Here is a 21,213-nt window from a genome sequence, read left to right on the forward strand (position 1 = left end):
AACATTATGCAGTTTTATTATGGAGAAAAAATGCCGCTCCGAATTCTGGATGAAGGAGAGTTCTGGAAGCGTCAGGAGGCAGAGCATACAGACGTTATCCGTGCACTGGTGCCCAATCTTGAGGCACCTTTTGTACAGGCGCTCAAGGTATGGGAACAGGCGTTATCACAAACGGAGGCAGTGTTTGTTCGATATATAGAAATGGTGGTGCGGATGGGACACCCGATAAGTCCAGCAGTGTACGGAGAAATTATGAATCTGCTCTATTTTGCGTTGGAACAAAGCTGGCAGTTTGTCCAGTTACTAAACCAGCTGGGCCTTGAAAGTCAAGCGCTCAAGACGAACCCAACGGCCATTACGGTATTAAACCACATACGGCGTGAATCTGAGTATTTTATCGGAATTGCGGAGGCATTGCTTCAAGTAAGAAAATAATGTTGTTTCATATCATCCCCGTACCGGCTGCAAGAGGCATTGGACGGGGATGATAGTTTATTTTTGCCCTAAGGAAAAATATTTAGTATATACAAATTTTTTTTCTTGATGTAAAATCGTAAGGGAGAACGGATGCTCATATAGAATAAATGAAGGAGTAGTAAGATAGCATGCCCTAATAAAAAGAAAAGGGGGGCGAAAAAAGATATAAGGGAGCAGTCCATTTTTTTTTATGTAAAATGTTTGCTTAATGAAAAATATTTAGCTTGTGAAAATTAAATTGTTTTTCGTAAATAAAATGTCAGGAGGGAAAAAGTGATTAATCGAGCAACAAAATTGATAATGATTTTCTTTCTTATAGGGTGGGCACTTATCGGATGTTCAGAAAAAAGCACGACTCAGGGAAATATTGATGAAGGAAAGAGCAAGGAAAAGCTTACAGCTGTTACTACGATAGGAATGATTGCGGATATTGTAGCCAATGTCGGCAAAGAACATGTAGAAGTAATGCCGCTGATGGGCCCCGGAGTGGACCCGCATCTTTACAAAGCGACACAGGGCGATATCGGTAAGCTGGATAAAGCGGATATTATTTTCTATAACGGACTGAATCTTGAAGGGAAGATGGGGGATATTTTTGTAAGAATGGCCAATCAGAAGCCGACCATTGCGGTTTCTGAAAAAATTGACCCTGGCATATTGCGTGAGCCTCCGGAATTCGAAGGTCATTATGATCCACACATCTGGTTCAATGTAAAACTGTGGATGCAGGCGACTGAGCGCGTGAAAGAAGCGCTCATCAAGGAGGATGCGGCCCATAAAGAAGACTATGAGCAAAATGCTGCTGCCTATCTGAAAAAACTAGAAGAACTTGATACTTACGCGAAAGAACAAATTGCGTCTATTCCAGAAGCATCTCGTGTGCTTGTAACAGCCCATGACGCTTTCGGATATTTCGGGGATGCCTACGGAATTAAAGTGATGGGGCTTCAGGGGATCAGTACGGATGCGGAATATGGGTTAAAAGATGTACAGAACTTAGTGAATGTTCTTGTAAATCAGCGAATCAAAGCAGTATTCATCGAGTCAAGCGTGTCACCGAAGGCAATTGAGGCGGTGGTGCAGGGAGCCAAAGAAAAAGGCCATGAAGTAAAAATCGGTGGCGAACTGTTCTCGGATGCGATGGGTGAAGCAGGAACACCGGAAGGGACGTATATTGGCATGGTTCGCCATAATATCGATTCCATTGTGGCGGCGCTTAAGTAAGGAGGAATCATAATGACGACAGCTATAACTGTAAAGGATGTAACGATTGCCTATCGCAAAAAACCGGTCGTACAGGAAGTAAGCTTTACCGTACCCGAAGGAAAACTTGTCGGTATTATGGGGCCGAACGGAGCGGGCAAGTCGACGTTAATTAAAGGGATTCTCGGCTTGCTTCCGCTTGTGTCTGGAGAAGTATCCATTTATGGAAAACCGTATAAAAGCCAACGTAAGCTGATTGGATATGTGCCGCAGCGGGAAAGCGTGGATTGGGACTTTCCTACCAATGCGCTTGATGTAGTGCTGATGGGACGTTATGGTCATGCAGGAATGTTTCGGCGCCTTCGCGCGTATGATAAGGAGTTTGCCTATGCTTGCCTGGAAAAGGTAGGCATGGCCGATTATGCGAAACGACAGATTAGCCAGCTCTCCGGTGGTCAGCAGCAGCGTGTATTTCTTGCCCGGGCACTGGCACAGGATGCGCACGTATATTTTATGGATGAACCGTTTACAGGTGTTGATGCGGCGACGGAGAAGGCGATTGTTTTGCTGCTCGAAGAGCTGAAAAGTCAGGGGAAGACCGTGCTGGTCGTCCATCATGATTTGCAAACGGTTAACGAATATTTTGATTGGCTGTTGCTTATGAACATTAGAAAAGTAGCCTTTGGTCCTACATCCGAAGTGTTTGTCCCGGACAATCTACAGGAAGCGTACGGTGGAAAGCTATTATTTCAGAAAAGTGCAGCTTACAATGCCCAATGATAGAAGGAAGGAGAGATAGAAGATGGACTTTCTCCTTAGTGTAATACAGGATCCGAATGCCCGCTGGGTCATCGCCGGCTGCTTTCTGCTCGGAATCAGCAGCGGTGTGCTGGGATGCTTCGCCTTTTTGCGTAAGCAGAGCCTGATGGGGGATGTTATCGCTCATGCTGCGTTGCCTGGCATTTGCCTTGCTTTTATGTTGCAGGGAGAAAAAAATACGATGCTATTCATGCTCGGAGCACTGGGAACCGGACTTCTTGGTACATGGTGCGTCCATTCGATTGTTCGTCATTCAAGGATTAAATCTGATACGGCTCTGGGGATTGTATTGTCTGTATTTTTCGGATTCGGCACGGTGCTGCTTACTGGCATCGCCCAGACAGGGGCAGCCAATCAAAGTGGGCTTGACGCCTTTTTATTCGGTAAGGCAGCGTCACTTGTACAGGCGGACGTTTCGATGATGGCGACGACAGCGGGTATCCTGTTGGTTCTCGTACTTTTGCTGTTTAAAGAATTTAAATTACTGTGCTTTGACTCCAATTTCGGAAGAGGGCTTGGATTCCCTATGGGCATACTGGACGCGATGGTAATGCTTATGATCGTGCTGACGGTAGTGATTGGCCTGCAAGCAGTTGGTGTTGTACTGATGTCAGCTATGCTCATCATTCCGCCGTTGGCCGCACGCTATTGGACGGAAAAGCTGTCGCGTATGGTTCTAATTTCCGGCATTTTCGGTGCTATTTCCGGCGTCTTCGGGACAATTATCAGCGGTTTCGTTCCCAAGCTGTCTACTGGTCCGGTTATTGTACTGGCTGCTGCCGTTTTGTTCCTGTTTTCCATGCTGGCTGCTCCACGCAGAGGATTGATTGTCCGGCAGGTGGAGAGGATGAGAGTGCGTCGGAGAGTGGCCGAAGAACGAGCTTCCCGCGAAGCGGAGCGGGCACGTGTACCATATGGCGGTGCCGTCTCCAAAGGAGGCGATGCATAGTATGTCACACGGATTGTGGATTATCATAACCGGTTCGCTTGTGGCTGCATCCTGCGGCTTTGTCGGCTGCTTCCTCATTTTGCGGCGGATGGCAATGCTCGGGGATGCGATTAGTCATGCGGTTCTTCCGGGGATTGTGATTGCTTTCTTCCTCAGTAATAGTACGGATAATGTGTTTATGCTCATGGGAGCTACCGTTATTGGTGTCCTGACGGCCTTCTTCATTCAAACATTGCATACGGCTGGTGTGCAGGAGGATGCAGCTATCGGTGTGGTGTTTACTTCGTTGTTTGCGATAGGTGTTGTACTTGTTTCACTATTTGCTTCCGATATTCATCTTGATGTGCAGCATGTGCTGTATGGCGAAATTGCATACGTACCCTGGGATATGGCAACTTTGGCTGGCGTGGAAATGCCGCGTGCGGTATGGATGATCAGTGGCGTGTTCGCATTAAGCTTGCTTATTGTAGGATTATTTTATAAGGAACTGAAATTGGTGTCATTTGATGCGCAAATGGCTGCTGCCGCAGGTATTCCAGTTGTATTTATCCACTACTTGCTGATGGCGCTCGTCTCTATGAATACAGTAGCGGCCTTCGAAAGTGTAGGAGCTATTTTGGTCGTTGCGATGCTTGTCGTACCTGGAGCTGCGGCGTATCTGTTGACCGATCGACTTGGAGCTATGTTAGGTCTTAGCATTGTTTTTGGTATTGTTTCGGCATGTGCAGGCTATATAATAGCTGTGTATTTTGACGTTTCCATCTCAGGAGCGATGACAACGTCGGCTGGCCTTCTTTTTATGCTCTGCTTTTTGTTCTCGCCAAGATACGGCGTGGTATCCCGGGTGTTGGAGCAACGCCGCCTGAAAAAAGCCACATAAGGATAGTTGCAAAAACCGCTCGGATGATGAGCGGTTTTGCATTTTTTAGGAGTGGCACAAGGTGGTCGTTTGACCTCGCTGTGGAAAAAGGATTGCAGGAAAAAAAGCAAAAAGTGAATGAATAGAGCCGTATAGGTATTGCCTATAAATTAATTAGGTTATATATATTTTATTTATTATCAAAAAAGTACTACAATTATAATAAGCATGATTTAAAAGAACAAAGGAGAGGAATATTTATGGGGAGCCGGATTTCAATAGAAAGGAATCAAAATCCAAAGCAGAAGCCCGATCAAAGGCATTTAGGATTTGGAAAATATTTTACAGACCATATGTTTTTAATGGATTACACAAAGGAAGAAGGGTGGCACGAACCAAGAATCGTTCCGTATGCACCATTGATGCTTGATCCTTCTGCGATGGTATTTCATTATGGGCAAGCTGTATTTGAAGGACTGAAGGCTTATAAAACAAAAAACGATGACATTCTTTTGTTTCGGCCGGACAAAAATATGGAAAGGCTCAACATATCGAATGAAAGACTGAATATCCCTCCGATTGATGAAGCGTTTTTGATAGAAGCAATAAAGGAATTAGTAAGTGTAGATAGAGACTGGATTCCTGTGGCGGAAGGAACTTCCCTCTATATTAGACCGTTTATTATTGCGACGGAGCCTGGCCTTGGTGTCCGTGCTGCTACACAATATACATTTATCATTATTCTTTCACCTGTTGGCGCTTACTATCCAGAAGGAATCAAGCCGATAAAAATCCATGTGGAAAATAAGTATGTCCGGGCTGTACGCGGCGGAACAGGATTTGCTAAAACATCAAGCAACTATGCTTCCGGCTTAAAGGCACAAATAAACGCAGCGGAACAAGGATGCTCTCAGGTTTTATGGCTGGACGGTGTAGAAAGGAAATATATCGAGGAAGTCGGGAGTATGAATGTATTCTTTAAAATTGCTGGAGAGGTAGTGACTCCGGCATTGAATGGCAGCATCTTAGACGGGGTAACAAGGGATTCGATTATTCGCCTGTTGGAAGCGTGGGGTGTTCCGGTTGCGGAAAGAAGAATATCGATTGATGAATTATACTCAGCTTATACGCATGGAACGCTGGAAGAAGCTTTCGGTACGGGAACAGCTGCCGTTATTTCACCTATTGGTGAACTGCAGTGGACAGACAAGCGGATAGTGGTTAATAAAGGGGAGATAGGCAATATCTCTAAAAGATTGTATGATACGATTACACGAATTCAAAGCCGACAAATTGAAGATACGTTTGGCTGGACAGTAGAAGTAGGAGCGATTCGCGTTCCATAATGCAGTTCATAAGTAATTTAAGGCAGGAAAAGAAGGACGAACCAGGTTGATTATAACGGGGCGTCCTTTTTACTATGCATTTTTCGTTAGATGTAGCTGCAACGTTAAGTAAGTATGTCTCTCGTTAGAGCCAATGAAAAGGAAGAGTACCACACAAAAAATATAGGACTTTTCACTTATTTAATTTATAATAAGGATGTCATATTTTTACCTTAGGTTGTTGTTGGTGTGCAACTGGAATACGTATTATTTAGGATAGAGAGATGAAAAAGGGAGAATCTATGCTGAAGGATTTTGTAATTAATGGAACGATTGTTATTTCCGGATTGTTTATTATGGGACAAATTTTTAGAAATCATCCCGTAAGGCCGCATTCTTCCTTAAAATTAAAGCTGCTAGCTGCCTTACTATTCGGATTGATTGGTGCGGTACTAATGGAGTTTTCCATTCGTATAGTACCTGGTGTTATTGCTGATTTGCGCCATATTCCTGTAGCTTTTGCCGCGTTATATGGAGGGGTTCCGACCGCACTTGTCTCCGCGTTGATTATTGCCATGGCGAGGATAATTTTATTTCCGGCAGGCCCTGAAGCGCTTGTAGCATTTGGCGGCATGCTGCTTATCGGTCTTGGCTGTGGTTTACTAACATACAGTAAAGCGCGTCCGCTAGTAAAATTTACGCTCATGAACTTATTTTCTCTACTGATAATCACGACATCCTTATTCATCAACATTCCAGATGCTTCTCTTTTCTTTGAAACAGCACTTTATCATTGGTGCATTTCTATCATAGCAGGTTTTCTCGCATTTTATACATATATTTATATCGACCAATCGAACGAAGCGTTCCGAAAACTAAAAGAGTACTCAACGAAAGATTTTCTTACAGGATTAAACAATTCCAGACAGTTTACTATTTTTTTTAATACATATGTACAAAGGGCGAAAGAGCGGGGGGAGCCTTTTTCGCTGCTTGTGATTGATATTGATCATTTTAAAGAGGTAAATGATACGTATGGCCACCCTAATGGAGACAAGATTTTACAAGAGCTTGGCCAGATACTATCTGATGCTGCACGACCGGTGGATATTGTTTCACGTAACGGGGGAGAGGAGTTCTCCGTTCTTATGATCGATTGTTCGTATACGGAGGCAAAGGAGCATGCCGAACATATTCGTGCTATGATAGAACAGCACGGATTCACGACGCTTGACGGAGACAGAATTCATATCACGATCTCCATCGGAGGTGCTTCGTTTCCTGAGACGAATGCAGAAGAGATGTACCATTTTGCCGACAGACTGCTATATGAGGCCAAACGGACAGGCCGCAATAAAGTTTGCTGGGTAGACATTCTGCAGCAGGATGGGCTATGATAGAATGAACGAAAATAAAATAGTGTTGTCTTCTTATCCAGAGCGGCAGAGGGACTGGCCCGATGAAGCCCGGCAACCCCTTGCATCTCACGCATGAGCGGAGGTGTATAAGGAAGGTGCCAAATCCTGCAGGAGCATATCCTGAGAGATGAGAAAACGTTTATGTATAACGCCTTCTTATCTCTCGTGAGGTAAGGGGGCGTTATTTTTTGTTTCCTGAAAGCGAAAATTCCCCCTGCCAGCCGATTTTGTATATTTATTTCGGGAGGGAGAGCAAGATCATGGAAGCAGGCACGGTGGCAAACAGAAAGGGACTTGAATACGAATGGGATGGCACGATATATGAAAAAGAAGTGGAGTGGATTTGTCTAGCACAGGAGGGAGAGGGTGAATTATTATTGAACGGCTATATCCCGTGTAATTTTTCCTATACGTTACGAGGAACAGAAGAAAGCAGCAGGCGCTTGCAAGTATACGAGTGTGTAAATCCACTACGAAATCCTGCTCTTTCCTATCGATATATCGTGAGGGGAGCGACCATTCAGATGAGTATTTTCATTCTTGATTTGCCGACTTTGCTGCATTTTTTCTATTATAGTAGTGAGAAAGCTTTGCATGACTATGCTCAAAGCGTAGTGTAATCGGTACGTATGCTGCTATTTGATAGTATACCCCCTGCCATGACTAGGCAGGGGGCATTTTGTTAGGAGCGATTATTTATAGAATATAGGTAAAAAACGTAGTCGGTTGAAGTTCCGGAGTGGCCTAATTGCTGCAGCATAGCGGTAATATTTCCTCGATGATATGTACCGTGGTTTACAACATGCTGTATAATATCCGAATAACGGGCCATAAGTGTTCCGAAGTGAGGATGATCGTAAGAAGCGACAGCACCCAAATCTTGTTGATGACGGAAAAACGTCTGGTAACGGGAGGATAAATCGAAGAACAGCTGCTCCATTTCCCCGATGCTATTATCCTTCAGCTTTTCTGGCAAAGACGCTGCCGATATGCGTATTTCTTCAAAGCTATCACCGGATATGGCGCCCAGCCAAATCGTATCTACGACAAACATGTGAACGAGCGCATCATGTATAGAAGGAAAAACGCTTGTGATTTCCGCACGACACGTTTCCTCCGGTAATTCCTTCAGATGCTGCAATACTTTGTCATTTGCCCATACATGATAATCGTATAATTGCAATGTGTTGTGTTTCATCCAGAATCTCTCCTCGTATAATCGGTATAAGCGTATCATAACGGGACTTAGCTGACAGTTGCGGTCAGTGAAATCAGAACGTTTGATAATAATTCAGCAATTCTGAAGTAAGGGCTATCATTTTTTCCTTTAGGACAAGGGGCTCCAGTACTTGAATCGATTTTCCGTATGAAAGAAGAAGATACGGCACATAAGACAGGATGGCTTGTTCATCGAGTTTGAAATGTGCTTCATCCATTGAACGTTCTACAAGGCCGTGACCTAATAGCCAATGCTCGCACATATCAGCAATTGCCCGCTGCTTTCCACGAATACGGAGGGAGGTTAATTGCTCCCTATTACCTGTATCAGATAGAATGCCTTTGAGAAAGAACTGACGGGCAGAAAATTCCAACGGTCGTTGAAATAGGGCTGCTGTATGGGACAAAGAACGGATACGATCCGCACGAAAGCTTCGGATCTCACGGCGGAGGTGGCAATAGGCGACCGTATACCATTTGTCTTTCCAATAAACGAGTCCGTAAGGATCGATGTGACGTACCGTAGAAGGCACCTCTCTTCCTTTATGGTACTCGATGAAGAGGGTACAGCCATTTGCTACAGATATCTCTAGTTCTTGTAGCACTGTTTTTAATGAAACATCAGATGGTGGAATAATAACATCGAATCCCTGTATATGACGATTGATTTCAGCTAATTGGTTTTGATTTGTATACATTTTCAACTTAGTAATTGCTTTATGTAAGGCATCACCGAAAGGATAGCCCGCTTCCTGTGCAAATATTGCTGCATGCATAAGCGCTTTTTGCTCTTCCAAATTAAAAGTGAGAGGAGCTTCCGTAAATTGATGAAGCAGGCTGTAGCCACCGTTATGACCTGAGTCGGAGATGATAGGAACCCCGCTAGCGCATAGTGCGTCAATATATCGGTAAACAGTTCGAATGCTAATCTCTAATTCCTCTGCCAATTGCTTGGCGGTTATTCGTTTTCTTGTCTTCAGTAGCCATAGAATAGAGAGCATATTGTCAGCTTTAGACATTATCATGATGTTCCTTTCGTATTATCGTTTTATATTTTATTGTCAATAGACCAAATATTCAATCCCTTCTGCTCGCTTATAGGCTTTTTCGTATTATGCTTTGATAAATGGGCTCTTTTTCGCAGAGCGGAGTAGGAAAGAAAAAGAGGTTTAGAAGGTGGGGAAAATTGTTATACTCTCTACCTTCAACTATACATGGTGAAATTTCATCAAATATTCCCTAACATAGTATAATATAACTTTATATCTTTGATTGCTAGGTTGAACCATAATATGTCTATAGGTTGATAAAGGAGATTTTTTACATGAAAAGAAGGGGAAGACCGGATTTCTTGCTTTTGTTTTTGACCTTTGGGCTATTAGGATTTGGTATGGTTATGGTTTATAGCGCAAGTTCGATTGAAGCTATTAATGCACATAACGATGCTGCATATTATGCAAAAAAGCATATGGCACGCATATTGCTTGGTGTTTTTGTTATGCTTGTGACTATGAATATCCCATTTACATTTTATAAAAAACATTTCTTTCATATTCTTTCTTTTGCCTATTTTTTGCTTGTTATTGTATTAATTCCGGGGATAGGAGCGAAGAGGAATGGAGCAAGAAGCTGGCTTGATTTTGGACCTTTGCAAATTCAACCTGCAGAGTTTGCAAAAATTGCCCTTATTATTTATTTGGCAGGCATTATTGCAAAGAAAGGGAAAGCGTTCTGGGAATTAAAAACAGGGTTTATTCCTGCGGTTGTAGTGGTCGTTCTGTTTTTCCTTACAATTGCGATTCAACCCGATTTTGGTTCAGCAGCCATACTCGCGCTTACTGCAGGTGTTGTCATTTATGTTGGTGGAGCACGTCTGAAATATCTTTTGGTATTGAGTATGCCTTTACTTGTATTTAGTGTGATTTACACACTTTCATCGCAATATCGTTTGCAGCGTATACTGGTTTTTTTAGACCCCTGGAATGATGGGATGGGGGGGCTTCATTGGGGATACCAGCTTACCCAGTCTTTTAGTGCGCTGGCGCACGGAGGACTTACCGGAACTGGGCTTGGAAAGAGTATAGAAAAATATTTGTATCTTCCTGAAGTTCATACTGATTTTATTTTTGCTATTGTTGGAGAAGAATTCGGCTTTATAGGTGTCTTGTGCTTTATTTTTACCTTCCTGTGTTTACTTTGGAGAATGCTTGTTATAGGTATCCATTCAGACGATTTGTTTTCAAAGCTGGTTGGATGCGGTGTCGCCAGCATGATTTTTATTCAAGCCTTTATTAACATTGGAGGGGTAACAGGTGCGATCCCCCTTACAGGTGTTCCGCTTCCCTTTATTAGTTACGGCGGTTCATCATTATTGGTCACGTTAATCGGTATAGGAGTTACATTAAGTATTTCACGGGAAATTGATAGAAAGAGGATACAGGAGGCTCTTAATAAAATCAAAGAGCAGAAGCGTATGAGTATGCAGAAGATGAACAATGTTCGTTAATCAATAGTGTAGGGCAAGATGAAAAAGAACCATTAACCGGAGTGTACGGTAATGGTTCTTTTTTTCAACGGCTCATTGAGTTGCCAATGATTCCGCAACGGCAAAAAGATAGTAAGCAAGACCAGCCTGTTGTGATTCCAGCATATTGCGATGAAAGTCATCCTGTAGGAAAAAACAGGTTGTGCGACAAAATCCATTGCACTTGTGGGATGTTTTGAGTTTTCCGTACTATCACTATATGTTATAGCCTATTCAGCAATTGTGCTGTTTCCTGCGGGTAAGACATAGGGAAATGATGTGCATAAGGAACAAGTTGTAAATGGCTAAAGCAATGAAAAGGTTCTGGCAATGTGTAGGCCTTGTCCTTTGTTCCCCAAATAATAGTTGTGTTTATATTAGAAAAATCCACCGGTGATATCGATGGTAATCGATAATGCAATGCCTGCAATACCCGGGCATTCGCCGCCGCGATGCGCGGGGAGGATAAATTTCGGACAATGGTTTCCACGTATTTTTCTGGAATTTCGCTGGCTTCTGAAAATACTCCTTCCCGCAGCATCATGTTAGTTAATGCTTTAGGAGTGAGCCGTTTGAGCAGAAATTTGGAAAGCTTAGTAGAAGCGCTTAGCCAGTGTTGCAGGCCCAGACTTTGTGGACGATGTAGTACAGGTTGAAGCAAAAACAATTGCTCGATGTGAGACTGCGCCATCTGTGCTGCTTTAGCGGCGATAATAGCACCGAAAGAGTGACCGATTAGCCTAATACGCCCAGGAGCAGTAGCTATAATTTGGTGTAAGGCATCGATATAAGCATCAGGCACATCATTATGCCCCAGGAAAGGTGAGCGACCGAAACCGGGAAGATCGAGTAGCCATACCGGGCTACCGGTACGCTCATGCAGATGCTGGGCGAGCGGCACAAAATCGTCCGCACTGCTAAGCAGACCGTGTATGATAACCCAAGGTATTCCATCCCCTTTCCGAACCAAGGCGGCCATGTCTCCTTTGCGTTCCCTCGTAAAATTGACAGGGGATATGTAATTGGGATGTGTGAAGCGATAATCTAGATCAGCTATAACCATCGGTATGACGTCCCTAACATTTATGTCAGCACTTCCCATTTCTCTGAGCACTCGTTTGGTCTCAGCGGTTTGGAACGAACGGTTCGTGATGAATGACATTGATTCGGCAGGGATGCCGGCTAGATGGCCAAATCCCGCTTTCATAAATGAGCGTAATAAGGGCATGGGAGCTGATAACCGGGGCGATGAAAGATGCAGTTCATTCGAGATGGTGGTTAGCAGCTCATGCATATCTGGCCCGGAAGCCTTATCCTCGAGTATAGTATATGTGTTACTGCTCGGCTCGACTTTACGGGCCAGATGAATGATCATACGGGCGAGGTCGTCATTTGCGACGAATGGAATCCAATGGGACCGGCCTCCAGGTACTACCGGCATGAGTCGCCGACGAACAGCATTGACAAGAATACCGATTCCCCCAGTTTGTTCTGTCACCCCTGCGGGCTTGGCACCGATGACAGTACCTGGATTGACAACAGATAGCGGATAACCAAGACGTTTTGCCTGTTGGCGGATATAAAGGTCGGCCAGGAATTTCATTCGTTCATATGCCCCTTCCCCTTTCATAAAGCCTTCTAGTTCGAACACGTCCGCTTCCATGTCGATGTTACCTTCATGAAACGGACTCATAAAGCCGACAACATGAATGAAGTGATGCAGACCGCGTGTATGATGAATACGCCTAGCCAATTCAGTGATATGGTACGCGCCATCCAAAAACGTCTGTTTTGCTGCTCCTTCTTCGAGCGTTACACTCATCGGTCCACCTGCGTGAATAACAATGTCTGCTTCAAGCGCACGATTAAGATCAGCGTCACACATACCCAACTCGGGTTTCGCTAAATTGCCTTTTAACAAACAAATACGTTCGTCTTGTTCTAGACCGAGCTCGTTTAGCATCGCAGTGGCTCTCTTTAGTGAACGAACAAGTAGCAGCAGTTTCTCTTCTCCAGCCGTAAGTTGCTTCAATATTTCCTTACCGATAAATCCGGTGCTTCCCGTAATGAAGATGACACTCATACATAATCCCCCTTACTATAATTAGTACTAATTAGTTCTATTTTTAGTGAAAAAAATATGCTTCTGCTAGCGAAGCATATTAAAAAAGCTGTGTGCTGTTTCTATAATGACAGATACGTCGTGCCTGGTTTCGGCAAGCATAAGTGCTCCTTCCATGGATGTGATAAATAGGGATGCTGCTTGTTCAGGTTGGATAGTAGTGCGGAACTCGTTTTTTTGGATTCCTTGCTCAAACAGTTTTGCGATCAGTGGTTGCAGTTCGATAAAGAAGCGAGAAATTCTCGATTTTACCTGCTCTGCATGCTCAGGACACTGTATATACAGTGTAATAAACGGGCAGCCACCCTGGTAATTTCTCTCCGAAATGCCTTTGCAAAGTGAATCCAAAAATGCAAAAATGCGTTCTTCCACAGTTTGCTCATTTTGACTCAAAAAATAGAATAGAGTGCCTTCATATTGCTTCACCCAATACTCCACAACTGCGAACAGCAAGTCATCCTTACTTTTAAAATGGTAGTAAATATTTGACTTTGATACCTTGCTTTCTCGCATCACTTCATCCATGCTTGTATAAGTATAGCCGCCTATTAAAAATAATTGAGCCGCGACTTCGACAACATGACGGCGATTCGCTGGTTGAGACATTTTTTTCTTATTATTCATATTTAGAACTGTATAGTACTAATGTTTAATAGTCAAGTATGTTTTTTGTAGTATCTCGTCAGTTTTTCTTTGTGTTATCCGGCGCGTACATCTTATTTCTTCCGATATATGGACGATCAACAGGCGTGGAAAGCTACATATTTAATGAGGGGAGATAAGCATATGAATAGGGTAGAAAAGGCAACTGAGTGTCCAAAATGCGGCTCTAATGAACTTGGAAAAGGCATGCATTCCGGTTATGCTTCTATGGCACCGGCAGAGCGCTTTGGCCTAGGTTCAAAAATTATTTACATAATTTGTACCCATTGCGGCTTTATTGTTGAAGGGTATGTAGAACAGCCGAAGAGATTTAAGAAGAGATAACATGGATAGAGCAAACGGTAGTGAAAATATATTTGCAATCGATAAATGCACATGATATGATAAAAACATAATAAATTGGGTGCAGCAAGAACATATAATTCGCATGTTATCAGGGATTATATTTTCAACACTACAATCCGTGATAATATGCGAATTTTTTATTTTATACGGTTAAGAAAGCGCATATTAGAGTAATTTTTTTGGAGGTCTATACATGACTACAGGTACAGTAAAATGGTTTAACTCAGAAAAAGGTTTCGGCTTCATCCAAGTTGAAGGTGGCGACGATGTATTCGTTCATTTCAGCGCCATCACAGGTGAAGGCTTTAAAACATTGGAAGAAGGACAGCAGGTACAGTTTGATATTACTGAAGGCAACCGCGGACCACAAGCTGCAAATGTTGTAAAGCTGTAAGCTCGCTTACTATATAGGCATACAGAAAGTCAGAGGCATAAGGGCCTCTGACTTTTTTTGTTATGAGTTTTTGAGAAGGAACTCTAATAAATATGTTGAATGTAACATTTTAGTTGATGAACTATTGATTACATTTTATGTAAAGAAAGGGAGGAGAAAGATGGCTGAACATCACTTTCATTTGACCGCACAGTGGAAGGGAGGACGTCTTGGTGAGGGAAGGATTTCTGTTGGTAATCTTGTATCCGCCGTTTCAATTCCATTGGAAATGAATGGTCCCGGTGTGGGGACGAATCCGGATGAGATGCTGGTAGGGGCAGCGGCGACGTGCTATTTAATAACATTAGCCGCTGTATTGGAGAACCGAGGCATTGTTCCGATAGACATTACATTAGAGTCCGAGGGAATCGTGACGGTCGAAGGAAATAGACCACGTTTCGATAAAATTATCCATCGTCCAGCTATTATGTTAGCCAATGATGTGCCAGAAGATCTGTTCCACAAAGTGGCTCTTCTTGCTGAGCGCGCCGAAAAAGCGTGTATGATCTCCAAAGCCATACATGGTAATGTAGAGGTCATGGTCGAGGCCAATGTGATAATGAATGCGTAATTTTTTGTAAAGTTTGCTTGCTTTTTCAGGCAGCCGAATGATGTCGGCTGCTTTTTTCATTTTCATTTATCCATAAAAGAGTGTAAATGTATCAAAGTTGCTTTTTATAGAAAGTACTGAATGTAAATAGAAGTATTAACTAAAAGGTACCGAAGGGGTTTAATAAGATGGAAAAAAAGTCCTTTGCAGTAATCGGAATGGGGCGTTTCGGTTCCAGCTTGGCCGAGCAGCTTTATTCTTTAGGTTATGATGTCATGGCAATCGATGAGAATGCGGAACGTGTACAAAACAGCATTCAAATCGTCACCTATGCTGTACAGGCCGACTCGACTGACGAACAGGCACTGCGGGAGATTGGTATTCGGAATTTTGATGTTGTCGTTGTAGCCATTGGCCTTGATATTCAGGCCAGCATTCTGACCACATTAATTCTAAAGGAAATGGGTGTGAAGCGGATCGTAGTGAAGGCGCAAAACGAACGACATGGACAGGTATTGTACAAAGTTGGAGCTGATCGGGTTGTGTTTCCCGAACGGGATATGGGTCTTCGTGTGGCACATAATTTAATATCGCCCAATGTGCTCGACTTCATCGAGCTAGCGGAAGACTATAGCGTTGCCGAAGTGGCGATCTCTGAAAAAATGCATAACAAAAGCCTGATTGAATTGGATGTACGGGCCAAATACGGTGTGAACGTCGTAGCCATTAAAAGCGGTCGCAGCTTTAATATTGCACCTGATCCGTCCGATGTCATTAAAGAAGGGGACATTTTAATCGTTATTGGTCAAAACAATGATCTGAAGCATTTTGAAGAAGAAGTGTAACCGACCTTTGCTGTTTTATAAAAAGCTCCGTGTATCGCGTAGAAGATACACGGAGCTTTCTGTCTTTACAGAAATAGCCCGATAATTGTCCCCGACAGAATGGATGCCAAGGTGGAACCATACAGCAGTTTCATACCGAATGTAGCTACTTCATTGCCTTTCTTCTCATTTAGTGCCCGTACAGCACCGGTAATAATACCGACTGAGCTGAAATTGGCAAAGCTAACTAGGAAAACAGAGACGATGCCTATCGTTCTTTCCGATAGCTGTCCAGCGATATCCTTAAAGCTGAGCATGGCGACGAATTCGTTCGTCACAAGCTTAGTTGCCATAATGCTACCAGCCCGCACCGCTTCGCTTGCTGGTACACCCATCAAGAATGCGATCGGAGCGAAAATATAGCCCAATACATCCTGGAAAGAGATATGGAAAACAAGCGTAAATAAGTAATTAATTAAATTGATTAGCGCAATAAAGCCGATGAGCATCGCTGCCACAATAATGGCGATTTTTAACCCATCCATAATGCTTTCGCCAATCATTTGGAAGAAGGTTAGCTTCTCCTCTTTTTCTTCCGCAGCCTCAACTAATTGTACATCATCTTCATCCTCGGTGCGGTACGGATTGATAATGTTGGCGACAATTAAGGCTGATAAGATGTTGAGTATGATGGCCACTACGACATAACGTGGGTTTAGCATCGTCATATAAGCACCGACAATCGCAATACTGACCGCACTCATCGCTGATGTACACAATGTATATAAGCGTCTCTTAGAGATGAGATCCAATTCCCGCTTGGCCGTCAGGAACACCTCTGATTGTCCTAATATGGCGGAAGAAACGGCAATATAATTCTCGAGTCGTCCCATGCCGTTAATTTTGCTAATGGCAAAACCGACATATTTGATGATGAGTGGTAGAATTTTCAAGTGATTCAAGATGCCGATAAGCACGGAGATGAAAATGATCGGTAGTAGCACATCTAGAAAAAAGTTTGATACACCCGGGTTTTCAAGACCGCCAAATACGAAGTCAACCCCTTGAATGCCGATTTCCACCAGCTTGGCGAATACTTTGGCAACATAGCTGACTAAGACCACGCCTCCTTTGGTGTTCAACAATAAGAAGGCCAGTACAATTTGGGTTAGCAGCATAGCAACGATAGGCCGTACACGAATTCCTTTACGATTGTAGCTTGCGAGATATCCCAATATGAATACCAGTAGCAAACCGGTTAAGAAAAAAAGAATGTTCACTTGCTGTCCCCTCCACGGTGTATAATAAGTAAAGTAAGAAAGCTTTCCTCCTCCATGCAATGTAGGTTGGCTTACTTGTTTATTTTTCCCATAGAAAGGCCAATGAAAACAGAGCTTTTTAAAATTAGCAGTCCAATCGTTCAGGCCGTCTGAAAAAATAGAAGAAATGATTAGGCCAGCAGAGGAGGATGAAAGATAGCATGGAAAGGAGAAGAGACATGCAAAGAAAAAAAAGAAGATATGTCTTTTTCGTAGCCTTTTTGCTGATGTTTGTTGGTGCATGCGCTGCACAGGGAGATAAAGCACCTGCTGTCATGCCACTGGAAATCGAACTGACCATAAAACCGGAAACGATACATATAGGTGAAAAAGCAACAATCGAAGCCATGGTCATACAGGGTAAGAAAGAAGTAGCAGATGCGAACGAAGCCGTATTCGAAATCAGCAAACATAATGAGAAAAACCATGAAGAAGTGGTAGCCAGCGCAAAAGGAAATGGGGTATATGCGATTGAAAAGACGTTTTCTGAAAAAGGTACCTACACGATTAAAGCAAGAATAACAGCTGGGGATTTGACAGCTGTAACCAGCCAAAACATTAAAGTGAAGGAAAAATAATAAAAAAAGCAAATGCTCATAAAACGAAAAAACTTTTGATACATAATTGTAATGTTATACTGGTATGCTTACAGCATAGGAAATGACACCATTCTTACGTAAATACCTACTTTTATTAAATGGAAGGGAGGGAGCTGTCTTTTTTGTTCACGAATATGTCTTATCTTTTATAGAAAAAACTCCTGACAAGATATGTTCTTATCAGGAGTTTTTTCATATAGGCACAGAACGATGGACGCAGCAGGATGGAGGAGAAAAGGTGCCCGCCCTGCTTCTTGTTATTGTATATTACGATTTACTTTCCTGACTGAAATCACAGGCTTTCAAAGGAACTATCTTTGTTTTATTGATGAATTTATAGCCCATCCAAAGGAGTAAGAATAAGGGCAGGCCGATATAAGATACAAGGATGCCGTTCCAATCGATAGTCTCTCCGAGAAACGCATTATAATTTTGACCAAATATGATGATGATGCACAGGATGAAAGCAAAGATCGGTCCGAACGGGAACCACTTTGCCCTATACGGCAAATCGCGTAACTCCATTCCTTGGGCTACGTAAGCCTTGCGAAACCGATAATGACAAATCGCAATTCCCACCCACGCAATAAAACCGGACATACCGCTGGCGTTAAGCAACCATATGTATACTACGCCATCGCCGAACAGTGAACTTAAAAAAGCCAGCATCCCTACAAGACAGGTAACGTACAGCGCGTTAGCCGGAATGCCGCGTTTGTTGACTTTTGAAAGAAATTTTGGTGCTTTACCTTCCTCTGCCAATACCCACAGCATCCGAGCACAGGCATACATACCAGAGTTTCCTGCAGAAAGCACAGATGTCAGGATGACAGTATTCATAACTGCTGCAGCAAATGCGAAGCCTGCTTTTTCAAAAACAAGAGTGAAAGGGCTTACAGCAATGTTTTCGATATCGGCACTGACCAAGCGGTTATCTGTGTATGGAATAAGCAGACCAATTACAATAATAGAAAGAATATAGAAAAGAAGAATGCGCCAGAAAACCTGACGTATTGCTTTCGGTACGGTTTTTCTCGGATTTTCACTTTCTCCGGCCGCAATACCAACCAACTCTGTTCCTTGAAACGAGAAGCCGGCGATCATGAATACACCAAGAATGGCCATAAAGCCGCCATGAAAAGGTGCGTCACCTATCGTGAAATTTTTGAATCCGACCGCTTCTCCACCCATAATTCCGACTATCATCGCAAGCCCTATAACAATGAAGGCGATAATTGAAATTACTTTAATAAGGGCAAACCAATATTCGCCTTCCCCGTACCCTTTAACAGATAGGAAGTTCAAGCCGAACATAATGCCCAGGAATAGTACGCTCCATAATAAGGAAGAACTGTCCGGAAACCAAAATTTCATGATAAGAGCACCGGCTGCGATTTCCACTGCGATAGTGACTGCCCAGTTGTACCAGTAATTCCATCCGAGTGCAAAGCCCAGGGCCGGGTCAACAAAGCGGGTCGCGTATGTGCTGAACGAACCGGATACCGGGAGAAGCGTAGCCATCTCTCCCAAACTAGTCATTAGAAAATAAACCATAATGCTGATAGCCAGGTACGCCACAAGTGCTCCACCCGGCCCGGCGGAGTTAATGGTGGCACCGCTTGCAAGAAAAAGGCCGGTTCCAATAGAACCACCGATAGCAATCATTGTCATGTGCCGTGCTTTTAAACCACGGTGCAGATGGTGTGACTCGGTTGCAGGAGCAGCCGTGTCAGCCGTGTCTTCTGTTCGTAATGGAAGTTGACTCATGTAACACCTCGTTTAATGTAGTCGTTGCGCAATAATAAGCGAACGCCAAAATGTGAAAGTATATGAATGTATTGTTTATCAACCTCCTTGTAGCAAGAAATAATAGAATTAACTAAATTTTATCGCAAATCATGCGCCAATTTTTAATAAGGAGACGTAACGCTTATCATTTGAGAGTAAATATGTATTTTTAGTTAAAAAATGTAATTAATTTGAGAGAAAATGCTTGAAATAACATTATTTTTATTACTTTATGGCTTTTATTGATTTGTTGGAAGAAGTTGAGTGGATATAATTACAATTTTATCCTGCAAAAAAACTGTAAAAAAGCAAAAAAAATGGCGGAGAAATGCTGTTTTTTTTGCGCTTGTAACATAGTATGTACATGGATAATCAAAAGGCGTATAAATTGGTTAACTAAAAATCAATTGAAAATGAGAAAAGACTGCCGTATTTCGAACAGCAGTCAGGCATTTTCGTCCCAGAATAAATCGTTTAAGGTTTTGGATAATGCTTTACAAATGGCAACACATAAACTGAGGCTCGGATTATATTTACCTAGCTCAATGAGTCCAATGGTTTGTCTTGATACCCCCACAAGCTGTGCTAACTCTTCTTGTGACAAGTCTTTCTCAACCCTCGCCAGTTTTAATCGCATATTTTTCATGAGTTATCACCTCGCCTAGCTCTATCCCTTACTCGTCTAAATCTTTATCGATTACTTTTTTACTAGCCTTATATGCTAAAGCATGTAAGATTGCCAAAATGCCAACAAAAAATGGAATGTAAATCATTAAAGAAGCAAAAAATACGAGAATGAAATACCATAATGATTGCGCATTACCCTCTCCATACATTAGAGCGCTTTTTATCCCAAAAAATGTAGCCATAACAACACCAAAACCTAAACCCCAAATCATATTTTTCTTGTTCATGGAAAGTTTACTTGTTCGATCGTGCACCTCTACTTCATCTGAGTATAAGCCAAGGAACACTGCTCTAATTCCATAGTATAGAGCGGTTAAGAATAAGATGCTTAGTTCCGTAATGGCAGATCCTATGTTTAGACCATAAATAATGCATTTTGTGACAACGGATATGGAACATAATAATATTGCTACTATATATGCTTCTTTATAAAGCATGTTTCTAGTGTGTACAATTCTTTCATCCATTGCTGCCCTTTTGGTGTTAAATAATTTCATTTTTAACCAACCTCCTTAATTATTCCTTAAGCTGCTTTAGTGATATTATATAACATACATGTCTTTATGACAAATATATATTGCATTTTTAAATATATTTTTGTCTTTTTGATAATAAACCTGAAATTCCAGCTACCTGAATATTGGCTAATCCTTCAAATGGAGAGTGAAATAATGTGCCTTGATGGAGAAAGAATAGAACGGGAGGAGTAAACAAGTGAATGCAAAAAATAATTCGAAAAATAGCAAATGCATTTTGCATCAAGAAAACAAAGATTGGTTAAATCAGGATGGCTGCCGAACGGTATTACAGGATTTTTATTAACAGCAATAACTGTGAATTTTGCATTTCAGGGAACAGAGCTAATAGGAATGGGCTGGATTTCCATTACCGCCTCCCAGCTTGCTTTTCGAAAAGAGTATGTAGCACAAGGTGGAAAAGTTGCGGATTTAAAATTTAAGACTTCTTATTTTAAGGCAGTGAAATTAAATTATAATAATTAATATCTAGCCTGAAACCAAGTGATAAGTTACTATATTACTAGTGGATAAGAGTCTTACGTACCAATTGGTAAGCAGATAATGTAGATTCTT

General features: G+C 42.4%; 23 protein-coding genes, 1 pseudogene and 1 riboswitch. Of the genes and pseudogenes, 15 read left to right on the plus strand and 9 right to left on the minus strand.

Annotated elements, in window-relative coordinates; all coding sequences use genetic code 11:
• Nucleotides 1-6 precede the first annotated feature (6 nt).
• The 8 genes from HMPREF0083_RS13775 (at nucleotide 7) to HMPREF0083_RS13810 (ending at nucleotide 7,670) form a co-directional block, all read left to right on the plus strand.
• Nucleotides 7-435 carry a DUF2935 domain-containing protein gene (locus tag HMPREF0083_RS13775; protein WP_021622062.1) on the plus strand — a complete coding sequence of 143 codons (429 nt, stop codon included), beginning with the start codon at nucleotides 7-9 and terminating at the stop codon, nucleotides 433-435.
• Nucleotides 436-777: 342 nt separating this feature from the next.
• Nucleotides 778-1,701: a metal ABC transporter solute-binding protein, Zn/Mn family gene (locus HMPREF0083_RS13780; protein ID WP_021622064.1), complete on the plus strand. Its 924-nt coding sequence runs from the start codon at nucleotides 778-780 to the stop codon at nucleotides 1,699-1,701.
• A gap of 12 nt (nucleotides 1,702-1,713) precedes the next feature.
• Nucleotides 1,714-2,460, plus strand: a complete 747-nt coding sequence (locus tag HMPREF0083_RS13785) for a metal ABC transporter ATP-binding protein (RefSeq protein ID WP_021622065.1) — start codon at nucleotides 1,714-1,716, stop codon at nucleotides 2,458-2,460.
• Nucleotides 2,461-2,482: 22 nt separating this feature from the next.
• Nucleotides 2,483-3,448, plus strand: coding sequence for a metal ABC transporter permease (locus HMPREF0083_RS13790; protein WP_021622066.1), 966 nt, complete (start codon nucleotides 2,483-2,485; stop codon nucleotides 3,446-3,448).
• Between the two features lies 1 nt (nucleotide 3,449).
• Complete coding sequence (locus HMPREF0083_RS13795; RefSeq protein ID WP_040302795.1) at nucleotides 3,450-4,328, plus strand: metal ABC transporter permease; 879 nt, start codon at nucleotides 3,450-3,452, stop codon at nucleotides 4,326-4,328.
• 239 nt (nucleotides 4,329-4,567) lie between these two features.
• Nucleotides 4,568-5,653, plus strand: a complete 1,086-nt coding sequence (locus tag HMPREF0083_RS13800) for a branched-chain amino acid aminotransferase (RefSeq protein ID WP_021622068.1) — start codon at nucleotides 4,568-4,570, stop codon at nucleotides 5,651-5,653.
• 263 nt (nucleotides 5,654-5,916) lie between these two features.
• A complete protein-coding gene (locus HMPREF0083_RS13805) occupies nucleotides 5,917-7,029 on the plus strand; it encodes a diguanylate cyclase (RefSeq protein ID WP_021622069.1) in 1,113 nt (370 codons plus the stop codon).
• A 30-nt stretch (nucleotides 7,030-7,059) separates the two neighbouring features.
• A riboswitch (SAM riboswitch) is annotated at nucleotides 7,060-7,184 on the plus strand.
• Between the two features lie 126 nt (nucleotides 7,185-7,310).
• Nucleotides 7,311-7,670 (plus strand): hypothetical protein, encoded by a 360-nt coding sequence (locus HMPREF0083_RS13810; protein WP_021622070.1) that lies wholly within the window; start codon nucleotides 7,311-7,313, stop codon nucleotides 7,668-7,670.
• A 62-nt stretch (nucleotides 7,671-7,732) separates the two neighbouring features.
• Here the strand turns inward: HMPREF0083_RS13810 and HMPREF0083_RS13815 are convergent, their stop codons facing one another.
• Together HMPREF0083_RS13815 and HMPREF0083_RS13820 are read right to left on the minus strand one after the other, a co-directional pair.
• Complete coding sequence (locus tag HMPREF0083_RS13815) at nucleotides 7,733-8,248, minus strand: DinB family protein (RefSeq protein WP_040302798.1); 516 nt, start codon at nucleotides 8,246-8,248, stop codon at nucleotides 7,733-7,735.
• Between the two features lie 73 nt (nucleotides 8,249-8,321).
• Nucleotides 8,322-9,287 (minus strand): helix-turn-helix transcriptional regulator, encoded by a 966-nt coding sequence (locus HMPREF0083_RS13820; RefSeq protein ID WP_040302799.1) that lies wholly within the window; start codon nucleotides 9,285-9,287, stop codon nucleotides 8,322-8,324.
• Nucleotides 9,288-9,592: 305 nt separating this feature from the next.
• On the opposite strand from HMPREF0083_RS13820, the gene ftsW reads away from it, so the two are divergent.
• The gene (ftsW, locus tag HMPREF0083_RS13825) at nucleotides 9,593-10,774 is read left to right on the plus strand and encodes a putative lipid II flippase FtsW (protein WP_021622073.1); all 1,182 of its coding nucleotides are present in this window, start codon (nucleotides 9,593-9,595) and stop codon (nucleotides 10,772-10,774) included.
• Nucleotides 10,775-10,846: 72 nt separating this feature from the next.
• On the opposite strand, the pseudogene HMPREF0083_RS29415 reads toward ftsW, so the two are convergent.
• The 3 genes and pseudogenes from HMPREF0083_RS29415 to HMPREF0083_RS13835 form a co-directional block, all read right to left on the minus strand.
• Nucleotides 10,847-10,986 (minus strand): annotated as a pseudogene (locus HMPREF0083_RS29415) (MerR family transcriptional regulator); the annotation flags it as partial.
• A gap of 29 nt (nucleotides 10,987-11,015) precedes the next feature.
• A complete protein-coding gene (locus HMPREF0083_RS13830; protein ID WP_021622075.1) occupies nucleotides 11,016-12,875 on the minus strand; it encodes an alpha/beta fold hydrolase in 1,860 nt (619 codons plus the stop codon).
• 66 nt (nucleotides 12,876-12,941) lie between these two features.
• A complete protein-coding gene (locus tag HMPREF0083_RS13835; protein WP_021622076.1) occupies nucleotides 12,942-13,538 on the minus strand; it encodes a TetR/AcrR family transcriptional regulator in 597 nt (198 codons plus the stop codon).
• 162 nt (nucleotides 13,539-13,700) lie between these two features.
• On the opposite strand from HMPREF0083_RS13835, the gene HMPREF0083_RS13840 reads away from it, so the two are divergent.
• The 4 genes from HMPREF0083_RS13840 to HMPREF0083_RS13855 all read left to right on the plus strand — a co-directional run bounded on the left by HMPREF0083_RS13840 (nucleotide 13,701) and on the right by HMPREF0083_RS13855 (nucleotide 15,750).
• Nucleotides 13,701-13,901 carry a hypothetical protein gene (locus HMPREF0083_RS13840; RefSeq protein WP_040302801.1) on the plus strand — a complete coding sequence of 67 codons (201 nt, stop codon included), beginning with the start codon at nucleotides 13,701-13,703 and terminating at the stop codon, nucleotides 13,899-13,901.
• Nucleotides 13,902-14,115: 214 nt separating this feature from the next.
• Complete coding sequence (locus tag HMPREF0083_RS13845; RefSeq protein ID WP_021622079.1) at nucleotides 14,116-14,316, plus strand: cold-shock protein; 201 nt, start codon at nucleotides 14,116-14,118, stop codon at nucleotides 14,314-14,316.
• A gap of 160 nt (nucleotides 14,317-14,476) precedes the next feature.
• Nucleotides 14,477-14,926, plus strand: a complete 450-nt coding sequence (locus HMPREF0083_RS13850) for an SACOL1771 family peroxiredoxin (protein WP_040302803.1) — start codon at nucleotides 14,477-14,479, stop codon at nucleotides 14,924-14,926.
• 167 nt (nucleotides 14,927-15,093) lie between these two features.
• Nucleotides 15,094-15,750 (plus strand): potassium channel family protein, encoded by a 657-nt coding sequence (locus HMPREF0083_RS13855; protein WP_021622081.1) that lies wholly within the window; start codon nucleotides 15,094-15,096, stop codon nucleotides 15,748-15,750.
• Between the two features lie 65 nt (nucleotides 15,751-15,815).
• Here the strand turns inward: HMPREF0083_RS13855 and HMPREF0083_RS13860 are convergent, their stop codons facing one another.
• Nucleotides 15,816-17,009 (minus strand): NupC/NupG family nucleoside CNT transporter, encoded by a 1,194-nt coding sequence (locus HMPREF0083_RS13860; RefSeq protein ID WP_040302804.1) that lies wholly within the window; start codon nucleotides 17,007-17,009, stop codon nucleotides 15,816-15,818.
• 218 nt (nucleotides 17,010-17,227) lie between these two features.
• Here HMPREF0083_RS13860 and HMPREF0083_RS26435 point away from each other — a divergent pair, with 218 nt between their 5' ends.
• A complete protein-coding gene (locus HMPREF0083_RS26435) occupies nucleotides 17,228-17,626 on the plus strand; it encodes a FixH family protein (protein WP_051354658.1) in 399 nt (132 codons plus the stop codon).
• 288 nt (nucleotides 17,627-17,914) lie between these two features.
• On the opposite strand, the gene HMPREF0083_RS13870 is transcribed toward HMPREF0083_RS26435, so the two are convergent.
• From HMPREF0083_RS13870 to HMPREF0083_RS13880, 3 genes are all read right to left on the minus strand, one after another.
• Nucleotides 17,915-19,414 (minus strand): amino acid permease, encoded by a 1,500-nt coding sequence (locus HMPREF0083_RS13870; protein ID WP_021622085.1) that lies wholly within the window; start codon nucleotides 19,412-19,414, stop codon nucleotides 17,915-17,917.
• A 466-nt stretch (nucleotides 19,415-19,880) separates the two neighbouring features.
• Nucleotides 19,881-20,081: a helix-turn-helix transcriptional regulator gene (locus tag HMPREF0083_RS13875; RefSeq protein ID WP_021622086.1), complete on the minus strand. Its 201-nt coding sequence runs from the start codon at nucleotides 20,079-20,081 to the stop codon at nucleotides 19,881-19,883.
• Nucleotides 20,082-20,109: 28 nt separating this feature from the next.
• Nucleotides 20,110-20,619, minus strand: coding sequence for a DUF6773 family protein (locus HMPREF0083_RS13880; RefSeq protein ID WP_021622087.1), 510 nt, complete (start codon nucleotides 20,617-20,619; stop codon nucleotides 20,110-20,112).
• A 276-nt stretch (nucleotides 20,620-20,895) separates the two neighbouring features.
• Here HMPREF0083_RS13880 and HMPREF0083_RS13885 point away from each other — a divergent pair, with 276 nt between their 5' ends.
• On the plus strand, nucleotides 20,896-21,123 hold the full coding sequence (locus HMPREF0083_RS13885; protein WP_040302805.1) for a hypothetical protein: 228 nt from the start codon (nucleotides 20,896-20,898) through the stop codon (nucleotides 21,121-21,123).
• Nucleotides 21,124-21,213: the final 90 nt, after the last annotated feature.

Origin of the sequence: Aneurinibacillus aneurinilyticus ATCC 12856 (assembly GCF_000466385.1) — a bacterium.
GTDB lineage: Bacteria > Bacillota > Bacilli > Aneurinibacillales > Aneurinibacillaceae > Aneurinibacillus > Aneurinibacillus aneurinilyticus.